Annotated in this window: 20 protein-coding genes and 1 pseudogene; 13 read left to right on the plus strand and 8 right to left on the minus strand. The window is 43.3% G+C overall.

Going from position 1 to position 23,258, the window contains the following annotated elements:
• The first annotated feature begins 71 nt into the window (after positions 1–71).
• Entirely contained in the window at positions 72–962 is an 891-nt protein-coding gene (locus ACVFI8_RS03845) for a LysR family transcriptional regulator (RefSeq protein ID WP_248714758.1), read from the plus strand.
• A 21-nt stretch (positions 963–983) separates the two neighbouring features.
• Here the strand turns inward: ACVFI8_RS03845 and ACVFI8_RS03850 are convergent, their stop codons facing one another.
• The 5 genes from ACVFI8_RS03850 to smc form a co-directional block, all read right to left on the minus strand.
• Positions 984–2,294 carry a hypothetical protein gene (locus ACVFI8_RS03850; protein ID WP_248714757.1) on the minus strand — a complete coding sequence of 437 codons (1,311 nt, stop codon included), beginning with the start codon at positions 2,292–2,294 and terminating at the stop codon, positions 984–986.
• Between the two features lie 258 nt (positions 2,295–2,552).
• Positions 2,553–3,392, minus strand: a complete 840-nt coding sequence (gene focA / locus ACVFI8_RS03855) for a formate transporter FocA (protein WP_248714756.1) — start codon at positions 3,390–3,392, stop codon at positions 2,553–2,555.
• 127 nt (positions 3,393–3,519) lie between these two features.
• Positions 3,520–5,529: an NAD-dependent DNA ligase LigA gene (gene ligA / locus ACVFI8_RS03860; RefSeq protein ID WP_457873069.1), complete on the minus strand. Its 2,010-nt coding sequence runs from the start codon at positions 5,527–5,529 to the stop codon at positions 3,520–3,522.
• A 70-nt stretch (positions 5,530–5,599) separates the two neighbouring features.
• Entirely contained in the window at positions 5,600–6,571 is a 972-nt protein-coding gene (zipA, locus tag ACVFI8_RS03865; protein ID WP_457873070.1) for a cell division protein ZipA, read from the minus strand.
• A 20-nt stretch (positions 6,572–6,591) separates the two neighbouring features.
• Positions 6,592–10,023, minus strand: coding sequence for a chromosome segregation protein SMC (gene smc / locus ACVFI8_RS03870; protein WP_457873071.1), 3,432 nt, complete (start codon positions 10,021–10,023; stop codon positions 6,592–6,594).
• Between the two features lie 102 nt (positions 10,024–10,125).
• Here smc and cysZ point away from each other — a divergent pair, with 102 nt between their 5' ends.
• Both cysZ and ACVFI8_RS03880 read left to right on the plus strand, forming a co-directional pair.
• Positions 10,126–10,890 carry a sulfate transporter CysZ gene (cysZ, locus tag ACVFI8_RS03875; protein WP_248714752.1) on the plus strand — a complete coding sequence of 255 codons (765 nt, stop codon included), beginning with the start codon at positions 10,126–10,128 and terminating at the stop codon, positions 10,888–10,890.
• Positions 10,887–11,186: a hypothetical protein gene (locus tag ACVFI8_RS03880; RefSeq protein ID WP_248714751.1), complete on the plus strand. Its 300-nt coding sequence runs from the start codon at positions 10,887–10,889 to the stop codon at positions 11,184–11,186. The genes cysZ and ACVFI8_RS03880 overlap by 4 nt, the downstream gene beginning before the upstream one ends.
• On the opposite strand, the gene ACVFI8_RS03885 is transcribed toward ACVFI8_RS03880, so the two are convergent.
• On the minus strand, positions 11,183–12,658 hold the full coding sequence (locus ACVFI8_RS03885; protein ID WP_457873072.1) for an HD-GYP domain-containing protein: 1,476 nt from the start codon (positions 12,656–12,658) through the stop codon (positions 11,183–11,185). The genes ACVFI8_RS03880 and ACVFI8_RS03885 overlap by 4 nt on opposite strands.
• 288 nt (positions 12,659–12,946) lie before the next feature.
• On the opposite strand from ACVFI8_RS03885, the gene cysK reads away from it, so the two are divergent.
• From cysK to ACVFI8_RS03925, 8 genes and pseudogenes are all read left to right on the plus strand, one after another.
• The gene (cysK, locus tag ACVFI8_RS03890; RefSeq protein WP_248714749.1) at positions 12,947–13,915 is read left to right on the plus strand and encodes a cysteine synthase A; all 969 of its coding nucleotides are present in this window, start codon (positions 12,947–12,949) and stop codon (positions 13,913–13,915) included.
• Between the two features lie 416 nt (positions 13,916–14,331).
• Positions 14,332–14,589 (plus strand): HPr family phosphocarrier protein, encoded by a 258-nt coding sequence (locus ACVFI8_RS03895; RefSeq protein WP_248714748.1) that lies wholly within the window; start codon positions 14,332–14,334, stop codon positions 14,587–14,589.
• Positions 14,590–14,635: 46 nt separating this feature from the next.
• Entirely contained in the window at positions 14,636–16,363 is a 1,728-nt protein-coding gene (ptsI, locus tag ACVFI8_RS03900; RefSeq protein ID WP_457873073.1) for a phosphoenolpyruvate-protein phosphotransferase PtsI, read from the plus strand.
• Positions 16,364–16,407: 44 nt separating this feature from the next.
• Positions 16,408–16,917, plus strand: coding sequence for a PTS glucose transporter subunit IIA (crr, locus tag ACVFI8_RS03905; protein ID WP_248714746.1), 510 nt, complete (start codon positions 16,408–16,410; stop codon positions 16,915–16,917).
• 154 nt (positions 16,918–17,071) lie between these two features.
• Positions 17,072–17,437 carry an ArsC family reductase gene (locus tag ACVFI8_RS03910; RefSeq protein WP_248714745.1) on the plus strand — a complete coding sequence of 122 codons (366 nt, stop codon included), beginning with the start codon at positions 17,072–17,074 and terminating at the stop codon, positions 17,435–17,437.
• Positions 17,434–18,580: pseudogene (dapE, locus tag ACVFI8_RS03915) on the plus strand (succinyl-diaminopimelate desuccinylase). Before ACVFI8_RS03910 ends, dapE begins: the two are co-directional and overlap by 4 nt.
• A gap of 5 nt (positions 18,581–18,585) precedes the next feature.
• The gene (locus ACVFI8_RS03920) at positions 18,586–19,269 is read left to right on the plus strand and encodes a M15 family metallopeptidase (RefSeq protein WP_248714744.1); all 684 of its coding nucleotides are present in this window, start codon (positions 18,586–18,588) and stop codon (positions 19,267–19,269) included.
• Positions 19,269–19,970, plus strand: a complete 702-nt coding sequence (locus tag ACVFI8_RS03925) for a hypothetical protein (protein WP_457873074.1) — start codon at positions 19,269–19,271, stop codon at positions 19,968–19,970. The genes ACVFI8_RS03920 and ACVFI8_RS03925 overlap by 1 nt, the downstream gene beginning before the upstream one ends.
• Before the next feature lie 177 nt (positions 19,971–20,147).
• Here ACVFI8_RS03925 and ACVFI8_RS03930 read toward each other — a convergent pair whose 3' ends face one another.
• Positions 20,148–20,546, minus strand: coding sequence for a hypothetical protein (locus ACVFI8_RS03930; protein WP_248714742.1), 399 nt, complete (start codon positions 20,544–20,546; stop codon positions 20,148–20,150).
• Between the two features lie 275 nt (positions 20,547–20,821).
• Entirely contained in the window at positions 20,822–22,003 is a 1,182-nt protein-coding gene (bamC, locus tag ACVFI8_RS03935) for an outer membrane protein assembly factor BamC (RefSeq protein WP_457873075.1), read from the minus strand.
• A gap of 234 nt (positions 22,004–22,237) precedes the next feature.
• Here bamC and ACVFI8_RS03940 point away from each other — a divergent pair, with 234 nt between their 5' ends.
• Positions 22,238–22,765 carry a glycine cleavage system protein R gene (locus tag ACVFI8_RS03940; RefSeq protein ID WP_457873076.1) on the plus strand — a complete coding sequence of 176 codons (528 nt, stop codon included), beginning with the start codon at positions 22,238–22,240 and terminating at the stop codon, positions 22,763–22,765.
• A 16-nt stretch (positions 22,766–22,781) separates the two neighbouring features.
• Positions 22,782–23,246, plus strand: a complete 465-nt coding sequence (bcp, locus tag ACVFI8_RS03945; protein WP_248714739.1) for a thioredoxin-dependent thiol peroxidase — start codon at positions 22,782–22,784, stop codon at positions 23,244–23,246.
• The last annotated feature ends 12 nt before the right edge of the window (positions 23,247–23,258 follow it).

Below are 23,258 nucleotides of genomic sequence, written 5' to 3' on the forward strand. Positions count from 1 at the left end.
AATAGTAGGCACTTGACCTGCTCAAATATACATTCAATAATGAGCAACATTATTTCTTAATTCGTGCATATATGGATAGAGTAACTGCTGCGAAAGTATTTGTTGATGTCGCTCACTCAGGTAGTTTCACTGCAACAGGGGAGCGGTTAAACATGTCTCGGCCAATGGTGACCCGCTATATCGAAGCCATGGAAGATTGGTTTAACCAGCGCTTGCTACATCGCACAACCCGAAAAGTTAGCCTAACAACTGCCGGAGAACTGTGCTTACCTAATATTGAACAATGGCTAGATACGATAGACAATATGGTTGGTCAAGTCGCCCCAGTGAACGAGTTAGCGGGTTCAATCCGCATAGCTACCAGCATGTCCTTTGGACATTCTCAATTAATCGTAGCCCTCAGCGATTTTATGCAAAAGCATCCTAAAGTATGTGTCGATATAGACTTACAAGATAGCACCGCTGATTTGGTAAAAAGTCGTATCGACTTGGCAATTAGAATCGCAGCAAACCCTGCCGCTAGCTTAATAGGTAAGCCGATAGCTAAATGCCACTCAGTCTTGGTTGCTAGCAAGGCATATATGGCACGCCAACCTAGCCTAAAGCAGCCCGACGATCTTAGTGCGCACCAATGTTTAGGATACAGCAACTTTGATCAGCATATTTGGCATTTAAACCAGCGGGATAAACACCGTTCTGTAGCCGTTAATTGTCGTCTTAGCGCCAATGAAGCCACCACGCTAATGCAAGCTTGTCTCTGTGATGCCGGAATAGCGATGCTTCCCACCTATTTAGTTAATCCGCTTATCGCCGATGGTAGCCTATCAAGAGTACTGCCTGAATGGACACCTAATGAGATGAACATTTATGTACTTTACTCCTCAAGAAAACATTTGCCCGCAACCGTGCGGGCATTAATCGATTTTCTTAGTGTCTATTTCAACGCTCACCCTTGGGAGTAACAGGCGTAAAAGTGAGAGGCTTTATGCCTCTATCTGTTTCCTGAAAAATTGGATCATTTCATCACGAGTTTTACGGTGGTTAAGATGAAAAATGTCCATCGGAAATAACAATTCAATCACCCCTGTATCAAACATGCGCTTCACTTCATACTCGTTGTGCGCAACATCTTGCTGATACATATAGTTTAACCAAGTGCGGTTGGTGTGAATAATAAACTCAACCCGCATTCCACCAAGGCGAGCGAAAAACTTCATCATTGGCGTTTTATAACTCGACCCCACCGCCGAACCACGATATTCCGACCTATCGGTTAAGGTATCGGAAATATCTTCCAGTACCATTAAAGAGTTTGCTTGCGACGCACTGCGGGTTAAGTGCTTTTGAAAAGCCTTAATATCACTAACTGAATCTAGCACAGCCATTAACCCTAGCTCGTCGTCTACCGCAACGGCTGGGTTCTTCTGGTTTTTACGCAGTAGTTTTAACACTTTAGCTTCTGGTGGTTTTTTACGAATAGATACATACACTGGGATCTTACGCTCCCCAACGGTGATACTACGCCGCTTGAGCAAGGTAAGCTTCTCACGCTCACCTTGCTGTACTAATTTTGCTTGGTGAGTATTCAATACCTTTACTTCAGAGCAGGCATAATCTTCTACTTGATGTTTAGAATGTAAATAAACGGGGTCGAGCTCGCCTATCTTCAGCTCATTACTCCACACATAACCGTTTAAAAATTTTAAGAATGCTGAGAACTTATTCTCAATTTCAGTTTCCCTCTCCCGTTGCTCAATACTGCCAGCTAAAGTCATCAGTATTAGCTTGCGCCGCGCTTCAAAGCGCGCCTTTTTATGGTAATCATCGTTAAACATAATCAACAATAACTCAACGGGGTTATTGGTGACTTCAATTTCGTTGGTATTTTCTATGTGTGAGGCATAAGGAGATAAAATTTTACCTTTTATGGAGTGAATCACTGCATCTGCTGTCCGCGCATACTCATCAATGCGGCTCTCAATTTCATTCAAGTTGCCATCAATACCAAACATATTACCAAGTAGATGCAAGGCACGCTCACTGCGTTGTTTACGTAAACTAGCATCATTAATTAGAGCTTGGATCTGAGAGAAGTTATCGATCCCCAAAAACTCAAAGATTTGACTACGTAAGGCTCGATACTTAGACACATTATTACTATCAAGCTGCAACTGCTTTACCCAAGTTCGAACAGATAAAGAAAACGGATGTACTACAACAGCATCACGACTCACCGCAAACGGGCCATCTTGCTGAAGGGAAGTAAAAACACTATTTGGAGAAAGAACCGACATAAGCTACCTAAACGCGAGCAACAGCAATAACTGACAATGATTAATCAAAGCAAAATATACACCAAACTGTATTAACAATCAGGTGCTTCACTCAGTCTGATATTTTATTTAAGCTTTTCTTGACCAAACGGCCAAAATAGCGCCTCATTTTACGGCAACAAACCAAATGATGTTGTCATTAACACTCGCCAGCGCGAGTTATGCCTAATTTTGATGCACCCCAGCACCGAAATTAAGCACAGACTGGCTAACGCTTTTTTAAGGTCTGCGCAGATAAATAAGCCAATAACCGAGACCAACAAATACGCCCCCACCAATAATGTTGCCGAGTGTTACCGGAATAAGGTTGTTTAAAAGGAAGTTACTGAAGGTCAAATCGGCAAAGTCTGCGGCACTTAACCCCGTAGCTTGCCAAAACTCTGGTCCAGCTATGGTTTTTATCCCAATCGCCATGGGTACTTGAAACATATTGGCGACGCAGTGCTCAAAGCCCGCAGAGACAAACATCGCTACCGGCAATATCATCACCATCACTTTATCGGTTAAACTGCGGGCACTAAACGTCATCCATACCGCTATACACACCAGCACGTTACACATAATACCTAACGCAACCGCCTGAGAAAAATCATGATGTAGCTTATGCTGGGCAATACGCATAGTGTTAATGCCTACCTCGCCATCAGCAAAGGTATATTGCTTAGTCAGCAGCATTAACAGTACCAACAAAATCGCCCCGGCAAGGTTACCCAAATACACCAAAGACCAATTTACGCATAAGCTTTTCCAGGAAATTTTACCACTGGCTTTTGCCACCAAAGTCAGTACCGAACTAGTAAATAACTCACCACCAGTAATGATCACAAAAATGAGCCCCAAGCTAAAAGCGACACCGCCAATCAGACGAGTAAAACCCCATGGAAAATCTCCCGCACCGGTTGTCACCGTAGTGTAAAACACAAAGGCAATACCAATGTGGGCGCCCGCAGTTAGCGCTAACATAAAAGCTTTAAGCGGATCTTTAGTCGCTTTGCTTACGCCAACATCAGCGGCCTTTTCAGCCATTTGTGGGGGGAGTAAGGAATCGAACTGGCTCATATTTTTCACTAATTCAGTGTAGATTAGCTAAAGAATAGTCGAATATGCTGCTTACAGATTAGGGGGTTATAAATCACTATAAATAGCAAAAGGCCCCTAAGGGCCTTTTTTAGGTGATAACTGCAGATTAATGTTTAAGTAAATCAACCAGTTGCTGTTCGTTCCATACCTCAATGCCCAACTCTTGCGCCTTAACCAACTTAGTGCCCGCAGCGTCGCCAGCAATCACGATATCTGTTTTTTTAGACACGCTGCCGGTAACCTTTGCACCTAGAGTTTGCAGAGCTTGTTTGGCTTCGCTGCGGCCCAATTGGCTTAGCGTTCCGGTTAATACAATTACTTTACCATTCATGGCTAAATCTTCTGTAGCTCGCTCTTCTATTGAAGGCCAGCTTAGCTGCTCGGCCAGATCAGCGACTAATTTAGCATTTTGCTCTTGAGTGAAGAAGAAGCGCAAATGCTTAGCCACAATCTCACCTACATCGGGTACATCCTGTAACTGCTCGACACTTGCTTTAGCAATAGCCTCTAAGCCTTTAAAATACTGGGCTAAATTACTGGCGGTAGCCTCTCCTACTTCGCGAATACCTAAGGAATATATGAAGCGCGCTAAGCTAGTTTGTTTAGCAGCCTCAATCCCCGCTAACAGCTTGTCCACTGACTTCTCTCCCATGCGATCCAATTGCATTAATACGTCGCGTTTTTGGTGTAGATGAAAAAGATCCAGGGGCGTTTCTAGTAGCTTTTCTTCGACCAACTGTTCAACCAGCTTATCGCCAATCCCGTCGATGTCTAAAGCCTTGCGAGCCACAAAATGCTTAAGGGCTTCTTTGCGCTGTGCGCCACAACGTAGGCCTGCAACACAACGAGCCACCGCTTCACCTTCTATCCGTTCAATGGGGCTATCGCAAACAGGACAGCTTGTCGGGAAGTGTATTTCTGTCGCGTCATCAGGGCGGCGCGCCAAAATGACTCCAGCAACTTGCGGAATAACGTCACCAGCACGGCGCACAATGACGCTATCACCAATGCGCACACCCAAACGCTCAATTTCATCAGCGTTATGCAAAGTGGCATTACTGACTGTAACGCCACCAACAAATATTGGCGCTAAACGCGCTACTGGGGTAATCGCTCCAGTACGACCGACTTGAAACTCAACATCACGCAATAACGTGATTTCTTCTTGAGCAGGATATTTATGAGATGTTGCCCAGCGCGGTGCCCGTGCTACAAAACCAAGTTGCTGTTGAAGTGCTAAAGAATCAACTTTGTACACCACCCCATCAATTTCATAACTCAAGGCATTACGTTTATCACCAATGGCTTGAAAATACTCAAAACAAGCATCACTGCCAACCACCGTTTTTATCTCAGGGCATACAGGTAAGCCAAAAGACTTAACAATCTGTAAGTTACCAAAATGGCTATCACTTAGTTCTTGGCTCACAACCCCCAATGAGTATGCATAAAAAGCTAAAGGGCGAGTAGCGGTTACTGTGGGGTCCAATTGACGTAGGCTTCCTGCCGCAGCATTACGTGGGTTAGCGAAGCCTTTTTCGCCCTTTTCTTTTGCTTGCCGATTTAAGCGTTCAAAGCCCGCTTTAAGCATGAAAATTTCGCCACGAACTTCTAATCTTTCAGGCCAATCACTGCCTCTTAAACGCAACGGAATAGAGCGAATCGTTTTTACATTTTCAGTGACATTCTCACCCGTTGCGCCATCCCCACGAGTAGCAGCCTGTATCAAAATACCGTCTACATAAAGTAAACTGACAGCGAGGCCATCTAACTTAGGTTCGACACAGTAAGTAACGGAATTTACACTTGTTAAACGATCTTGCAGTCGTTTGTTAAACGCTTTTAGCTCATCTTCACTAAATACATTGTCTAACGACAGCATGGGCATTTCATGCTGAACTTGTTCAAAAGCCGATAAAGCTTTACCACTCACTCGCTGAGTGGGTGAATCATTACGCAGCAAATCAGGATGTTGCTTCTCTAGCGCATCCAATTCGCGAAATACACGGTCATACTCTGCATCAGGAACCGTGGGTTCGTCGAGTACGTAATATTGGTAGTTATATTGCTCAAGCTGAGCTCTTAAATGCTCTATTTTTTGTGCTGGCTTGTCCATGGGCGACCTTCAAATAAAAAAGCCTTTCCAAAGTTCACATCTGGAAAGGCTTTAAAACAAATACAAGAAATTAGTTTACAAGCAATTGTTTACGTTCGTATTCGCGAACACGTTGCTCATAATGATTAACGGTTTGCTTGGTTAAAGGATTACGCTGGTCATCGAGCATAATCGCGTCTAAGTCTTTTGCTAGCGTCACCGCTGCGTTATACATTAAAGCAAAGTTTTTAGTGGGCTCACCTTTACAAGGCACTGTCATAAAAATACTGACGCCACGAGTTTCTAACTGATCGATAGTGTTCAAATCAAAAGTACCGGGGTTAACCATATTGGCCAAGCTAAAGATCACCGGCCCTGCTCCGCTATTATCTAGATGACGGTGGAAGATATCCATCTCGCCATGGCGTAATCCAATCTTTTCAAGGCTGGCTAACAAGGCTCCCCCCTTTAAAAAACGCCCGGTCTGTGCCATCACATTTAAAATGAACACATCATCAGGCGCTTGCGGCTCTGGTAGGGGCTCAGCGACAGTTTCGATAGATTGCTCTGCCGGCTGCTCTTTGGCTTCGTCCATATCAAAAGCAAATTCGGGTTCAGGCTCAGATAGGCTTACTTCAGAGCTTGGTTCTGGTTCCAAACCACTTAAGCCCTGGCTATCAGCCATTACCGGCGCTTCATCAACCGCAGAGAAATGAAACTCAGGCTCTTGGCGTTGCGCAGTTTGCTTAGATACAGTTTCAACATTAATATTACTTGAAGCTGATGGCACAGGCTCAGTTACTGCTTTTTGTTGAGGCTCAGCATTATCAAATTCAGTGATAGCGTCATCGATGGGATCACCGATTACTCTAGCCTGGCCGACGCCAAAATCATCAAAACCTTGCTCATCACGCGATTTGGATGAGTCTTTGCTGCTAATATTTGTCTTGGGGTTAACCAGTTTTTCAGGACGTTGTTTGCGACTACTCCAAAAACCATGAGCGAGCAAAGCAATGATTAATATGATTCCTACAACGATAAGTACGATGCGTAATTCCTGCATTTAACTGTTCTCTAAAGCTATTATTCCACCATGGCTATCGCTTCTGCGATATCCACTGCCACTAAGCGCGAAACGCCGGGCTCCTGCATTGTAACCCCAGCGAGTTGCGAGGCCTTTTCCATAGTCACTTTATTGTGACTAATAAATATAAACTGAACCGTATCCGACATACTATGCACTAAATCAGCAAAACGTCCCACATTTACTTCATCTAAGGGAGCATCCACTTCATCAAGCATACAAAATGGCGCAGGATTTAAGCGAAATATAGCAAAAACCAAAGCCAAGGCCGTCAAAGCCTTCTCTCCCCCCGACAACAAGCTAATGCTAGCATTCTTTTTACCTGGAGGCCGAGCCATTATGGTTACACCCGTTTCAAGCAAATCATCAGATGACAATTCTAACCAGGCTTTCCCGCCACCAAACACCTTAGGGAATAGCTGTTGCAAGTCAGCATCTACTTTAGCAAATGTTTCACTAAATTTTGAGCGAGTTTGTCGATCAATTTTAGCAATTGCCGCACGAAGTACCTCAATAGCAGCTTCTAGGTCAATAAGTTGCGCGTGTAACTCCTGATATCGGGCATTTTGCTGATCGTACTCCTCTTCAGCCGCTAGGTTTACCGCCCCTAAGCGTTTTATCCGTGCATCTACTTGACTAAGCTCGCTATGGTAATCATCTTCTAAACGGGCTTCAGGTAAAGACAGCTCAAGATGTTTAAGCTTGTCGCCCTGCTCAGCGAGTTGTTCAAGCAATATTGTGCGCCTTGCTAACAAGTTTTGTTGCTTAATCCGCTGCTCGGTGCCTTGCTCTACCATCTGCTTAAGGCGCATTTGAGCCTCTTTCAATTGCAGCTGCCTTGTTTGCTGTTCACTCACTGATTGTTGGTGCGCTATTGCGGCCTTAGCTTGCTGTGCTTCTAATATCAGACTTTGATCAAGCAATTGTTCTATATGCTCAGCCAGCTGTTCCAGCTGCTCATTATGGGTCTCAGGCTCTACACTTAACTGTTGTTCCAAGTCATCTAACTTTTGCTTCTGATAAACCTGCTGCTGTTGCAGAGCTTGATAGTTAGCTTGCTGTTGGCCAATCGCTAACTGCAATTGATGAGTGGCAGTTTGCTGTTGTTGCATACTCGCGCGAAGTTGCTTTACAGCTGCTATTGCTTGTTCAACCTGTTGCGGCAAACCTAGCTGCTGATGCTGCTGGTTTTCTAACTGATGCAGCTGAACCGCTAACTGCTCTTCTAGCACTAGCTGTGACTCTTGGTCTTGTTCAAGATTTAGGCCCAATTCCTCTAGCTGCAGCTTAAGCTGTTCAGCTTGCTGTTGAGTCAACTGCTGCCGCTGCTCGAGTAATGCCAAACGACTTCGCCAATCCCCAACCTCCACGTGTAAATCTTGCAATGCGCAACTCACCGCCGTTATTTGTTCCTTGAGTTGAATTTGCTGCTGCTCGAACAAAACCTGTTGCTGCCTAAATACTTGCTTGGCAGAATCCAATTGGGCCAAATTATCACTAAGTTCTGACCGCTCTTGCTGCAAACTTAAGAGTGAAAGTTGGTAACTGGGCGGACTAAGTTGTTGCCAATATTTACCTAGCCATTCACCTTTGGCTGTAATCAGTGACTGCTCAGCACTTAGATACTCCCGTAATAGCAAAGCCTGCTCCAGTGACTCAACTAACAATACTTGACCACATAAGTAACTAAGATCTACATTTTCAAGCTGCTCGGCCAAACTTTTTAAGGCTGCAAGTTGTGGGGCTAAAGAGCGATTAAAAGGTTCTTTTGGCGAACACAACGCTAAGGCGAAATGAGGTTCTAGGGTTTCACACCACTCCGCTTGAAGCCAAGTAGCCAATACCGTATCGGCTGCCAACTCCCAACCAGACTTAATACCGATGACATCAATGAGTGGGCGTCTTGCCTTGGTATCTACCTGCGCCAATAGCTTATCGACCCCTTCTAACCGAGTACGTTCAGCAGTGTACTGTAAATTATGTTGCTGCTGCTGGTGATGACAAGCTTGCAGCTGCTGGCGGTTGGTTTGTTTATCATCTTGCAGAGCGTCAAGTTGTTGCTGTAGCTGATTTAACGTCGGTTCAGCAACCGCTATTTGAGCGATTAACTCATGGATTGACTTATCGTCATCACTATTATTCGTGAGATCTGCAAGCTTTTGCTGCAATTGATTAATTTGCTGTTGATGCCTTTGCTGTATTTGCTGACAATGGCGCAATTGCGCTTCTGTTTGCTCAACGGCATGCTTAAGCTGCTGATGTTTCCTAAAGTAATCAGCTTGCTGCTTCTGTTTCTCAGCACTGAGCTGCTCAGCATCCTCAAGCTTCGGCTCCAACTCCAATAAGCTATGTTGTTGCAACGTCAATTGTTCTTGTTGCTCAAATAAAGAGTCGTTTTCGCTGGCCAATTGTAAAACTAAAGCCTGTAAATTTTTTTTAAGCTCAGTTTGCTGTTTACTATTATGAATTCGTGTTTGTTCAGATTGACTCTGTTGCTGCTTGATATGAACCTGTTGTTGCTCTAACTTTGCTAACTCTGTTTTTAATTCAAAGCTTTGCTGTTGTAGTTGCTGTTGGGCTTCTTGCTGTTCAACCAATAGGTTATTTAATAAGGTGAGGCGATTCTCCGCTTGAGTTATCAGGTATTCTTCTGCCCGCTGGCTTTGCTCAGCCTGAGCATTATGTTCGCTAGCCCCTTCGATACTTTCATCTAGCTGTCGTAACTCTTGCAAACAAATCAACGCTTTTAGCTCTCGATGACGAGCGCGGTATTGGCGATAACGCTTGGCAGCTTGGGCTTGGGTTTTGAGTTTGCCGACCTGTTGTTCTAACTCAGACTCAATATCGCGTAACCGCAAAATATTTTCGTCAGTATGTTTAATCCGTAGTTCGGTTTCACGGCGGCGCTCCTTGTATTTTGAGACGCCCGCCGCCTCCTCAATAAACACTCGCAACTCTTGCGGCTTAGACTCAATTAGGCGACTTATCATCCCCTGTTCAATAATGGCATAACTACGCGGACCTAAACCTGTTCCTAAGAACAAATCTGTAATATCACGTTTGCGGCACTTTACACCGTTTAACAAATAGTTATTTTGACCATCACGGCTCAATTCTCGGCGCACAGCTATTTCACTATAACTCGCGAATTCTCCGCCAACCCGCCCCTGTTGATTATCAAAAATCAACTCAACCATGGCTTTGGAGACTGCTGCACGCTGCGTTGAGCCGTTGAAAATCACATCGGTCATTGCACCACCGCGTAAATGACGGGCATTGCTTTCTCCCAGTACCCAACGTACCGCGTCGATCACGTTTGACTTACCGCACCCGTTTGGCCCAACAATGGCGGTCATATCAGTAGGGAACGGAATAGTGGTTCGGTCAACGAAGGACTTAAATCCGGCAAGGCGGATTTGTTTCAAGCGCATAAACGGTTTTGCTTTATTTGTTGCTATTGTTACGCAAGACTTTACCAGAGCTATCAACGCTTTGTAATATAGCAGTCCATAAACAAATGAGGGATCACAACAATGACACAGAGTTCGCTAGCTTCTCGCAGCGGCATATCATACATCGCGCAGGGTTTTAGTTTAATCACTCAACCTGGACTGCGACTTTTTGTAATGATTCCACTGCTAGCAAATATCTTGTTATTTGGTGCTGCTTTTATTTATTTGTATCAACAACTTGGTAGTTGGGTACAACAAATTGTCGATTACTTACCCAGCTGGTTAGATTGGTTAAGCTGGCTGATTTGGCCCAGCGCAATTATCGCTATTTTAATGGTATTCGGTTTCACCTTTAGCATTATTGGTAACTGGATTGCCGCTCCCTTTAACGGCTTACTGGCCGAAAAAGTCGAGCTGCATTTAAGTGGAAAAAAAATTGACGATATGTCTTTAGTGGATTTAATCAAAGATCTACCAAGAATCTTCTCTCGTGAATTACAAAAACTATGGTATTGGCTACCTAAAGCATTAGGGATATTACTATTATTCTTGATTCCAGCCATAGGTCAAACCGTGGCGCCGGTGTTGTGGTTTCTGTTTACCGCCTGGATGATGAGCATTCAATATATTGATTACCCTTTTGATAACCACCGGGTCCCTTTCTCTACTATGCGTGACCAACTAAAGCAAGACCGCGTCCGTAATAGCGGCTTCGGTGCGATCGTTTTATTCTGTAGCACCGTACCTCTGTTAAACCTTATCATTATGCCTGTGGCAGTGTGTGGCGCCACTGCCATATGGGTAGATATTTATCGAGATAAACTGGTTGAGGAGAAATCATCATGAAGGCAAAACCCATGTTATTAGCAAGCTTAATACTAGGTTTAAGCTGTCTTAGCTTTTATTCTACATCAGCAGAAAGCAGCGCCTTACAAAAAGTAAGCTATGCCGAAGCCCAAGAAATGAACCTAAGCAAAGTTGCCCAGAAAACATTCCTGAATAGGTTAGATCTAGATTTAGCCGAAAAAGAAGGCCTTGAGTGGGCGAACACGCAAAATGCCAGCCATTACTCGGTTTATACACTGGAGCGCAGTTCTAAACGCGAGCGCTACCGAGTATCGGTTGTGCTTTACACTAATTAAACCACAGGCTCTGATTTATCTTGATATTGAGCAGCAATGTCAACAAATTGCTGCTCACATCGGCAAAATGCCTCTACCACAGCAGGGTCAAAATGCTTGCTCTTACCCTCTAGAATGATTTGCTTGGCTTTGTCGTGAGAAAAGGCAGGTTTATAGACCCGCTTGCTAATAAGAGCATCATACACATCTGCTAATGCCATTAAGCGAGCGCTAAGAGGTATATCTGTTCCAGCAACACCGTGAGGGTAGCCACTACCATCCCACTTTTCATGATGGGACAAAGAAATTTCCTTGGCATATTGTAAGAATGCAGCATCTTCAGTACCAAATTGCCGTTCAGCCTCCGCTAATGCATCTGCTCCAATTTGAGGATGCTGTCGCATAACCAACCATTGTTCGTCATCTAATTTACCCGGCTTAAGCAAGATGGCATCGGGTACCCCGACTTTACCTATATCATGCAACGGCGCAGATTTATAAATAAGCTCAATAGTATGATCACTGAGTTGTTCAGCAAAGCCCGCCTCAGATTGCAACTCTTCAGCTAAAGCTTTAACGTAATATTGGGTACGTAAGATATGGGCCCCCGTTTCGTTGTCTCGTGTTTCGGCCAAAGTAGCTAAACTATGAATGGCAATATCGCGGGTTTGATGTAAAGAGCGGGTACTGCGCTTTAAGCTCGCTATCATGGCGTTGGTTCGTTGAGCAATAACACCAAATTCATCATTGCTACTTACGGTAACCTGACTGTCCAGATCTCCTTGCTGTACACACGCTAAGGTTTTATTTTCATTTGCTAATAACAAACTCAAATTTTTAGAATAACTGCTTATAACCCGCATTACATAAGCCATAATTACCAATACTACAAAGGCTATTTCGATCACGATAAAACGCTGTGCTTGCTGCATAGAGTAGCGCTCGTTTCCTACCGTCACTAACCAATCCAAATCTTTATTAATCACCAGAAAAATAACTAAGGCTAAGACCAGCGCACTTATTGCGGCAAACAAGGAGAACTTTTTACTGACCGGTAAAGCCTGCTCGTCGATTGGTAGATGCTCATCTCGCTCAGATAGTTGATGAGCAATGGTGTTTTCTTTTGATAGCGCCAAGTCACAAGCCACATAAAAACCTAAGGCAGTTAGCCCCAATAACACTTTCAGGTTAGATTCCCAAGGAGGATCAAAAAAGCTCGTATTATAGATAACAACCATCACACCAGCCAAAATGAACATTATAAAATCAAGCCTAAACTGGGCGCTCACCTGTTGCTTAAGTGCTTGCCGCTTAATCTTGTACATAAACAGTGCTCTAAGAACAAAAGTGGCCACAAAACTAATAACAATAGGGAATAAAAGTTGAAAAATAGTTTGAGACTCCAAAAAAGGACACACTTGTACGCCATAAATTGAAAACAACAACATAGCGACGAGCCAATGTTTATTTGCCAAGCGGGTGACCTGATCCATTTAGTTTTTCTCTCTTAGGTGATTGTTAATAAACAGTAATTCAGCTCGAAGCATTGTGAGCATAAACGCTTGTAGTGTAAATATAGACCGTTCAACTCAACAAATCTTCGTAAACGACCTCTAAATAGTAGTTACAATAGATTCAATTTATCTCTTAATTACATACCTTATAAACAAACGTTACTTCACCTTATGAATAAGCGCGTTATGCTAGTACGACTATTTATGTTGCAAGGCGCGAACAGCCTTAGATTGTAGCAACCGTAAAAACCTAAAAAGGAAGTTTCAATGAGCAAGATATATGAAGATAATTCACTAACTATTGGCCGCACCCCCCTAGTTCGCCTTAATCGCGTTAGCAAAGGCAACGTACTGGCAAAAGTAGAAAGCCGCAACCCAAGCTTCAGCGTTAAGTGTCGCATTGGCGCAAACCTAGTATGGGATGCTGAGAAAAAAGGCTTGCTTGGCCCTGGTAAAGAAATCATTGAACCAACCAGTGGTAACACCGGTATCGCATTAGCATTTGTCGCCGCATCGCGCGGTTATCCGATTACGCTAACCATGCCTAACACCATGAGCCTAGAGCGTCGTAAGCTGCTTAAAGCGCTTGGAGCTAACCTAGTATTAACCGAAGGCGCTAAAGGTATGAAAGGCGCAATAGGTAAAGCCGAAGAAATTCGTGATAGCAACCCAGAGAAATATGTATTACTCGGTCAATTTGATAACCCTGCTAATCCAGAAATCCATGAAAAAACTACCGGTCCTGAAATCTGGGAGGATACCGATGGTGAGGTTGATGTGTTTGTAGCAGGTGTAGGTACAGGCGGTACACTTACTGGTGTTAGCCGTTACATTAAGCTTGAACAAGGTAAAAACATTACTTCCGTTGCTGTAGAGCCGGTAGATTCTCCGGTTATCGCCCAAGCAAAAGCGGGTGAAGACCTAACACCAGGCCCACATAAAATTCAAGGTATCGGTGCAGGCTTCATTCCTGGCAACCTTGATTTAGAGATGGTTGACGTAGTTGAACAAGTCACTAATGAAGACGCTATTTCAATGGCACAACGTCTCATGGAAGAAGAAGGTATCTTAGCTGGTATTTCTTCTGGAGCGGCAGTTGTAGCGGCTAACCGTATTGCAGAGAAGCCTGAATACGCAGACAAAACCATTGTGGTTATTCTGCCAAGTTCTGCTGAGCGTTACTTATCAAGCGCCTTGTTTGCCAATATTTTCACTGAGCAAGAAAACGTTCAGTAAATGAAATAAGTAAACCGAATCATTAGAGCGACCTAAGCGGGTCGCTTTTTTTTGCGATCAACACTTTATTTTCACCGAAAAATAACATTATAGACTTGTGCTATTTTTTTGCAAAAACTATACTCCATCGCGTTAAATGTTACCGTTTTCAATGTATCTGAATGTAACCAAAAGTATCAAAACAGATACATTGTTCACAGCGATAAATTAAGTTTAATTCATATTATTCATTAACTTAAGCTGAAAACAGCTTTGTAATATTAGGTAACTTTGTACAATTAAGGTTAAAAAGTTGACGCAGATTAATTTTTAACTTTATTTTTTACGTTATTTTTCAGGTGAAAACCTTTTACTAATAAACGTCTAAGCTTATATCAAGCATTAGACGGCTAAATTAAAAAATAAGGAATGTACGCATGTTTGAGAAAAGTGTTGTAATTACTGCAGAAAATGGTCTTCATACTCGCCCTGCAGCTCAGTTTGTTAAAGAAGCTAAAGCATTCGCTAGTGATATCACTGTTGAAAGCAATGGCAAATCAGCTAGCGCTAAAAGCTTATTCAAACTTCAAACTCTTGGCCTGACTAAAGGGACCAGTGTGGTTATTCGCGCTGAAGGCGATGACGAAACAGCTGCAGTAGAAAAACTTGTCGCTCTAATGGATGAACTCGAATAAGTCTTTTTTTACCCATAAACGAGTTTCAACTAAATAGGTGTAGGTTATGATTTCAGGTATTCCAGCTTCCCCAGGAATTTCATTTGGTAAGGCGCTATTGCTTGCGGAGCAAGAAGTAGTAATAAACCAAACTAAGATTGATGCGAGTAAAGTAGACAGCGAAATTCAACAATTTTTCGATGGCCGTAGTGCGACTTCAGCTCAACTCGAAGAAATTAAAGTAATGGCAGGCAAAACCTTCGGCGAAGAAAAAGAAGCTATCTTCGAAGGCCATATCATGCTGTTAGAAGATGAAGAGCTTGAAGAAGAAATTCTAGCCTGCATCAAAGAAAACTTAGTCTCAGCGGATAATGCGGCTCATACTATTATTGAGCAAAATGCTCAAATGCTAGCTGAGTTAGATGATCCCTATTTAAAAGAGCGTGCGACTGATTTTCGCGATATCGGTTCTCGCTTAGTCAAAAACATCCTTGGCATAGACATTATTTCTTTGAGCACCATTACCGAAGAAGTTGTATTGGTGGCTAACGATCTAACGCCTTCTGAAACCGCTCAAATTAATCTAGATAAAGTATTAGGTTTTGTTACCGATATCGGTGGCCGAACATCGCATACTTCTATCATGGCTCGCTCTCTTGAGTTGCCTGCGATTGTGGGTACTAACGATATCACTAAGCGCGTTAAAAACGGTGACATCATTGCGCTAGACGCAATCAACAACGAAGTGGTTATTAACCCAAGCGAAGAGCAACTCAATACCTACAAACAGCGCCAGCAAGCTTATTTAGATGAAAAAGCCGAGTTAGCCAAACTAAAAGATTTACCCGCTATTTCTTTAGATGGCCACCAAGTGGAAGTATGTGCCAATATTGGTACCATCAAAGACGTCGATGGTGCTCACCGCAACGGTTCTGAAGGTGTGGGCTTATATCGTACTGAATTCTTATTTATGGACCGTGATTCACTGCCGACTGAAGAAGAACAATTTGAAGCTTACAAAGCTGTAGTAGAGTCTATGCAAGGCCATCCGGTGATTATCCGTACTATGGATATCGGTGGTGACAAAGATCTTCCTTACTTAGACTTACCCAAAGAAATGAACCCATTCTTAGGTTGGCGCGCAATTCGTATTTTCTTTGATCGTGAAGAAATTATGAATGCCCAACTTCGTGCACTACTTCGAGCTTCGGCCTTTGGTAAAGTGCGCATTATGTTCCCTATGATTATTTCTGTTGAGGAAATCCGTACACTTAACGGCGTATTAGACACACTAAAAGCAGAACTTAAGCAACAAGGCATCGCTTACGATGACGAAGTTGAAGTAGGTGTAATGGTAGAGACGCCAGCAGCGGCAGCTATTGCTCATCACCTAATTAAAGAAGTTGATTTCTTTAGTATTGGAACCAATGACTTAACTCAGTATACTTTAGCGGTCGACCGAGGTAATGAACTGATTTCAGCACTGTACAACCCAATGTCTCCAGCGGTACTAACCTTAATAAAACAGGTTATCGACGCTTCACATGCCGCGGGCAAGTGGACAGGGATGTGTGGAGAATTAGCCGGTGACGAAACCGCAACGCTATTATTAATGGGTATGGGTCTTGATGAATTTTCAATGAGTGCCATTTCTATACCTAGGATCAAAAAACTGATCCGCAATTCAAATTATGCTGATGTGAAGAAACTAGCTGATGAGGCTTTATCACTGCCTACTGCGAGTGAAATAGAAACATTAGTTGATAACTTTGTTAAACAAAATGCCGTCTGCTAAGATAGCTTCAACTACACAATACATAAGAATTTAGGAGCTCGATAATGGGTCTATTCGACAAATTCAAAAAAATGGTTTCTGACGATAGTTCAAGTAAAAGCGGTATTGATATTATTGCTCCACTGTCTGGTGAAATCGTTCCTATTGAAGAAGTGCCAGATGTAGTCTTTGCTGAAAAAATTGTTGGTGATGGCATCGCGATTAAACCTAGCGGCAACAAAATGGTAGCTCCATGTGACGGTACTATTGGTAAAATTTTCGAAACTAATCATGCATTTTCATTAGAGTCTACTGATGGTATCGAGCTATTCGTCCACTTTGGTATCGATACTGTTGAACTTAAAGGTGAAGGTTTCACTCGCATCGCCGCTGAAGGGCAAGAAGTGAAACAAGGCGATGTTGTTATTGAGTTTGATCTAGCGGTTCTTGAAGAAAAAGCTAAATCAACTCTAACACCGGTTGTGATCTCTAATATGGATGAGATTAAAGAGTTAATTAAGAAATCTGGCTCTGTGACCATTGGTGAAACGCCGGTACTTACTATCATCAAGTAAGCACAACAGAAATAAACTAAACCACGCTTTATAGCGTGGTTTTTTTTGTCTTTTTTCAGCTAACTACAACTAATTACCGCACGAGACTCAATTGACCGATGAGCTTTTCGCTGAGCTCTGGTATTCTAATGCCAAAATATTAAAGGGAATTTACATGCCTGATACCAATATCGTCATGTTCGGCATCCCCAACTGCGACACAATAAAAAAAGCCCGCCGTTGGTTGAGCGAACACAACATCGAATTTAACTTCCATGACTATCGTAAAGATGGTGTCACTCAACAGCAAATTGTCCGTTGGTGTGAACAGCTAGGTTGGGAAGCAGTGCTTAACAAGCGTGGCACAACTTATCGTCAGCTTAGTGATGAGCAGAAAGAAAACCTTAACCAGGACGCTGCGATTGAGCTATTAGCCCAATATCCAGCGATGATTAAGCGACCCCTGCTGCAAGTTGAACAACACTACACTCTGGGTTTCAAAGCCGAGCTCTACCAACAACTCTTTTTTCCGGAAGCATAAAACACATGTCTGATAGCCCAGTGTTACATCTAGCCAAAGATCTCATAAGCCGACCATCAGTGACGCCTGAAGATTACGATTGTCAAAAACTAATGGCCGAACGCTTGAGCCCTGCGGGTTTCAATATCGAAGAAATGGTATTTGAAGACACCACTAATATGTGGGCCCGCAAAGGTAAAACCAGCCCACTGTTTTGTTTTGCTGGACATACCGATGTCAGTGCCGCCTGGTCCTGCAGAAAAATGGCACACTCCCCCTTTTGAGCCAACCGTTATCGATGGCGTATTGCATGGTCGTGGCGCTGCAGATATGAAAGGTTCTTTAGCTGCTATGGTGGTCGCTACTGAACGCTTTGTCGCTGATCATCCAAACCATAAAGGCTCTATCGCATTTCTGATCACCTCTGACGAGGAGGGGCCGTTTATTAACGGTACCACTCGTGTGGTTGATACTTTAATGGCCCGAAATGAAATTATTGATATGTGTTTAGTAGGAGAACCCTCTTCTACCCACCGCGTTGGCGATGTAGTTAAAAATGGTCGCAGAGGGTCACTCACTGGCGATCTCGTCGTGAAGGGTATGCAAGGTCATGTCGCCTACCCGCATCTCGCGAAAAACCCGATTCATGACGCCGCTCCTGCCTTAGCCGAGCTAGCAGCAATGCATTGGGATAATGGCAATCAGTTTTTCCCTCCCACTAGTTTTCAGATAGCGAATATACACTCTGGAACGGGTGCCTCTAATGTAATACCTGGTGAGCTAGATGTTCAGTTTAATTTCCGCTACTCAACCGAACTTAGCGATCAAGACATTGTTAAACGAGTACATAACATCTTTGATAGCCATGGCTTAGATTATCAATTGGACTGGACCTACAACGGCCAACCTTTTTTAACTGAAGAAGGCGACTTTCTTAGTGCGGTTAGCGCTGCAGTGACCAAAGTGGCTAAAACAGCCCCTGAGTTACTCACTACAGGCGGTACTTCAGATGGTCGATTCATTGCCAAAATGGGTACCCAAGTAGTTGAATTAGGGCCTATTAATGCCACTATCCATAAAGTAAACGAGTGCGTGAAGGTAGCCGATCTAGAACAGCTGACCGATATGTACTACGAACTATTGGTGAACGTACTTGGACAGTAATCGGCATGCCAGTTAATCAATTAGCCCTGTACGGGCTAAGTAAAGACTTACTGCTCAATGTTCCCAATCTCGGTTGGGTGCATAGAGAGGTGCTGGCTGATTTAGAAAACTTGCGCGCTGCTGCTAAACAGGCCGGTTTCCAATTATCCATTTTTAGCGGATACCGAGACTTTCAGCGACAACTGACTATTTGGAACAATAAATGGAATGGGCTTCGTCCGGTACTCGATGCTGATAGTAAGCAAATTGATACCTCTACGCTTAGTAAGCAGCAAAAAATGCATGCTATTTTACGCTGGTCGGCACTACCCGGAGCAAGTCGCCACCACTGGGGGTGCGACTTTGATTTGTACGACCCAAGCTTACTCAAGCCGGATCAATCACTTGAACTTATCCCCCAAGAGTATGCTGCTAATGGGTGCCAACACCCCTTTGCTTTATGGTTAGAGCAACACGCTCCTCAGCATGGTTTTTTCTACCCCTACCACCATTTTCAGGGAGGGGTGGAGTTCGAGCCTTGGCATTTAAGCCATTGGCAGACCAGCTCAATGTTAATTAGCCAGCTTGAGCCGCAAGCAGTACTTTCCCACTTAAAAGCCGCCAATGTTGCAGGCTTTGCCACTATCGAAAAACACATTGATCAACTATTCAACCAGTATGTTACCAACATTTGTTTACCGGAGAGTTAATGCCAAGTTTGTACTCAATTTTATTCGTTAGCCTGGTCGGCAGCTCATCTATCGCGTTTTTACTCATCATGTTAATTCTGCATAAAGGCGAACTATGCCCCGGCCAGAAAGGCAGAATTCAACGCCAAATAAGTACCTTAGTGAGTTTTATTACCTTAGCCGGATTAAGCGGCTTTGAAAGCCAGCAAGACAGTTGGTTAGTAGTGTTGGTGTTTGCCAGCGCATTGATTGGCTGGGGGTTAAGCTATCGACTGAATAAGCTTAAACACAAACGGAGCCTGCCCCTGATGACTTGGTGGGGAATGGGCGCACCTCTACTGGTGGTTGCCGCGACGCTAACCAGCCTCAATGGTGTAATACTATTTAGCCTCCTCACCAGCGGTGCTGCCATTAGCCACTGGCTAATAGTGAAAGCTAAGCACCGACTAAGTAGTTTCGATAAGCTGTTACCCTTACTCGGTCTAATTAGCGCTATGCTTAGCATGATGACAGTGTGTATTTACTTGCTGCTGAATCAGCAGTTAGTAGACAACGTTGAGTCAATTAAACAATTTGTGATTATGACCACGTTGCTGGTTAGCGCCTGCTTGCTATGGTTAGTTCCGCAATTTAGAAAAACGCCACCACCAGCCCAGCTATTACTCGCCGTCGCTTTACTTAGCTTTATATCTAACTTGAGCCTTCAAAAGCTTATCGCTTAATCCAGCACTTGTAGGGGTAATAAGCCCACAACATGTTAGTTTACTCATGATATTAGCCTTTGAGCTGTACGCGAGTTGATAGCTATTGAAAAAAGAGCAACGATAAGTTCCTCCTTGTTCAATAGCAATAATAAAAACAGTGGAGTCAATCTAAGCCAGCCGCTAGAGTGCTAAGGGCTACTTATTTGTGGCTTCCAAATAGGTGTCCCTGGCTTTAACAGAGCCAGCTTGCTCGGCATCCAGAACAAACCTTAGCGCCTTTTGGTCATTCCCTTCAGCAACAGCTTGCTTAATTAGCTGCTCAAACATCGCTTCAACTTCTGGCTCTATATTCGCTATTCGCACATCACTGGTGGCTGTATTCCCGCCGATGCTGTCAGCACTAGAGTTACTGGCTACAGCACTTGTTGTAGTATTACTACTAGCCTCGTTAGCACCGATACTATCAGCACTAGAGTTACTCGCTTCGACACTTTCCTTTGGACGCTCTTGCATCGTGTTATCTGTATTCATTTCTTGATTATGACTACAAGCACTCAATGCCAGTAATAGGCTAACAGCTAACATTGCTTTCATGATTATCTCCTGATTATCTCAGTGACACCTTTAAGCCATAAGGATCTAAACCCCAAATACAGGCTTCTATTTAGGTATATAAATTTACCTACCAAAAAAATTCAACGAACATTTTTTGCTCATCAACATAGTATAGCTTTACTTACATCGGTAGAGTGATTTTATTATCATGGAACAAGGAGTTAAAGAGTTAAGCAGCTAGCTTATTACATTTTTCATAGCAACAAAAAAGGCCCCGTTTGGGACCTTATCAATGTTGGTTCAGGTTGATGATACTAGCGCGACAAACTATCGCTAGTATCTAAGCCCATCTTCATCAAAATAGCCAAATATGGATATAGGCCCTTCACTTCACTAGGCTTCAGTATCACCCCTTCTGCATCAGCTAGGGTAATTTGGGTTACATTGCCATTTGACCCGACCGTAAACAAATAGTCTTTTTCTTCGAACTCCATGCTCGCTAAGCCATAACTTTCTAAAACGTCTTCTGGAGGTCGATCGTAGCTTAAGAATAAACTACCAGAGTTTTCGATGTAGTCAGTGATAGTAAACCCAGCAATAGGTAAAACCAAACGCAAGCGTTTCATGGTTTTTTCCATGTTAGCACGCGCTCTATAGTATGAAGCTCCACCGTCTTCTACCAAGACCAAACTTACCGTTTCATCAAAGAGTTGTTCTTTTTCCGCTTCACTCATAACGGCTAAACGTTCGCTCTCGCGTTTTGCAACTAACTCAGCCTCTAAAGCCTCTCGACGCTCACTAACATAACCAATCAAACGGTTTAGCTCTACAATTGCCAAACGCTCTTTATCAAACTCATCCAGTTGCAATGGCAAATCGCTGCCGTCTCGATACATTTCTGCATCGACAAAATCCACCGTTAAGCCCGCTGTACGGCCATGTGGTTTAACGTCGATTTGGTAAGTAAACTTTTGTCGCTGTTCCAGTGTTTTATCACGCGTAAACCAACTACCCTCGATGACTTCTTCATCAACCAACCAATTCGACGCTATTTTAGCTTGCTCATCATTACGCTCAACAACCGATGAATTACGATAAGTAATATAATCAGTCACCAGTTGCATTATAGTTTCACTGGTTTCTTCAGCAGTTTCTGATTGTAATATGTCAAACCAAAAGACCAATCCTTTATCTGTTTTTTCGGTTCTACTTCCAGCAATTAACGGAATAATCTGTACCGGTGAGCGAACATCAACAGCACCGCCTAACAAAGGCTCGCCGTCTGGCTGAGGGCTGGGTATATTGAATTCGTTACTGGTATTCGGTGGCTTAACCCCCTCAGGGATAACTAAAGGTTCAACTTGAGCAACGTCAAGGTAATCGAAGTCGCGCTCTGCTTGACGGTGTTTAACTGCGCTATCTGAGCAGGCCATAAGAGTTGTCACAAGAACACTCAAGAATGCGAGCTTAATGGTTGGAAAAGAAACTGGTTGCATATCTCACTACATTTACAAACAAAACTGTTGAACTGGCACTCAGCTTCGACCTGCGAAAGCTGTCCAGAGTAAGGCCGTTATACTACTCAGCCACTTTAATAAACACAAGGTGAAAACCATCAGGGCTTGATACAAACTCAGCTTTTCCTATTACTGTCACTTATCTCTGCTAGAAATCACTTCTTTAAGCAAGTATCCTGAAGTTCTCTATCAGCGATGTAATAAAAATATTATATGAGTCAACACTTAGTAGTTACTGCACTTGGCACCAATCGCACCGGCATTGTGAATGAACTTACTCAACTAGTTGCTAGCTGTGGTTGTAATATTGTTGATAGTAGAATGGCCTTGTTTGGCTCAGAGTTCACACTGATCATGCTTGTGTCAGGCTCGCACAATGCAATCATTCAGATTGAAAACCGTCTACCAGCAAGCGCGCAAGAACTTCAACTACTCACCGTATTAAAGAAAACTTCTCGCCACGAATTGATCGATTATTCACACTCCGCCGTTTTGCAATTATCGTTGCCGGATACAGCAGGTGTTATTAGTAAAATAACCCAGTTTATTAGTGACAACAAAATGAATATGGTGAGCCTGAAGTCTAACTTATTTAGCAAAGACAGTGTTGAAATGCTACACGCCGAATTTGAAGTAAAACTCAGTCCAGAACATCAAACAATCGATATTGAACAGCAATTTGCTGAATTGTGTAATGAACTAGGAAGCGAAGATTTCGGTCTACAATTCTTATCTAATTGAGTAATAAGGAATAATAATGAAGACGCTTACTGCAGGTAGCGCCGCGCCGCAATTTGATTTACCCAATCAAGATGAAAAACGGATAAAACTAAGTGACTATGCGGGTAAAAAAGTACTGTTTTATTTTTACCCTAAGGCTTTGACACCAGGTTGTACCACACAAGCTTGTGGCTTGCGTGACAGTATTCAACAATTGGCTGACGCCAATGTTGTCGTGTTTGGTGTAAGTCCAGATCCAGTAAAACGCTTACCCAAGTTTATTGAGAAGCACCAATTGAATTTCGACTTATTATCGGACGAAGACCACCAAGTGGCCGAACAATTTGGTGTTTGGGGACTGAAAAAATTCATGGGTAAAGAGTACGACGGTATTCACCGCATCAGTTTTTTAATTAACGAACAAGGTGTCATTGAGCACGTGTTCGACAAATTTAAAACGAAAGAGCACCACCAAGTGGTGCTCGACTATTTAGCGGGTTAATACTCAACGCCT

Source organism: Agarivorans sp. MS3-6, from assembly GCF_054112545.1.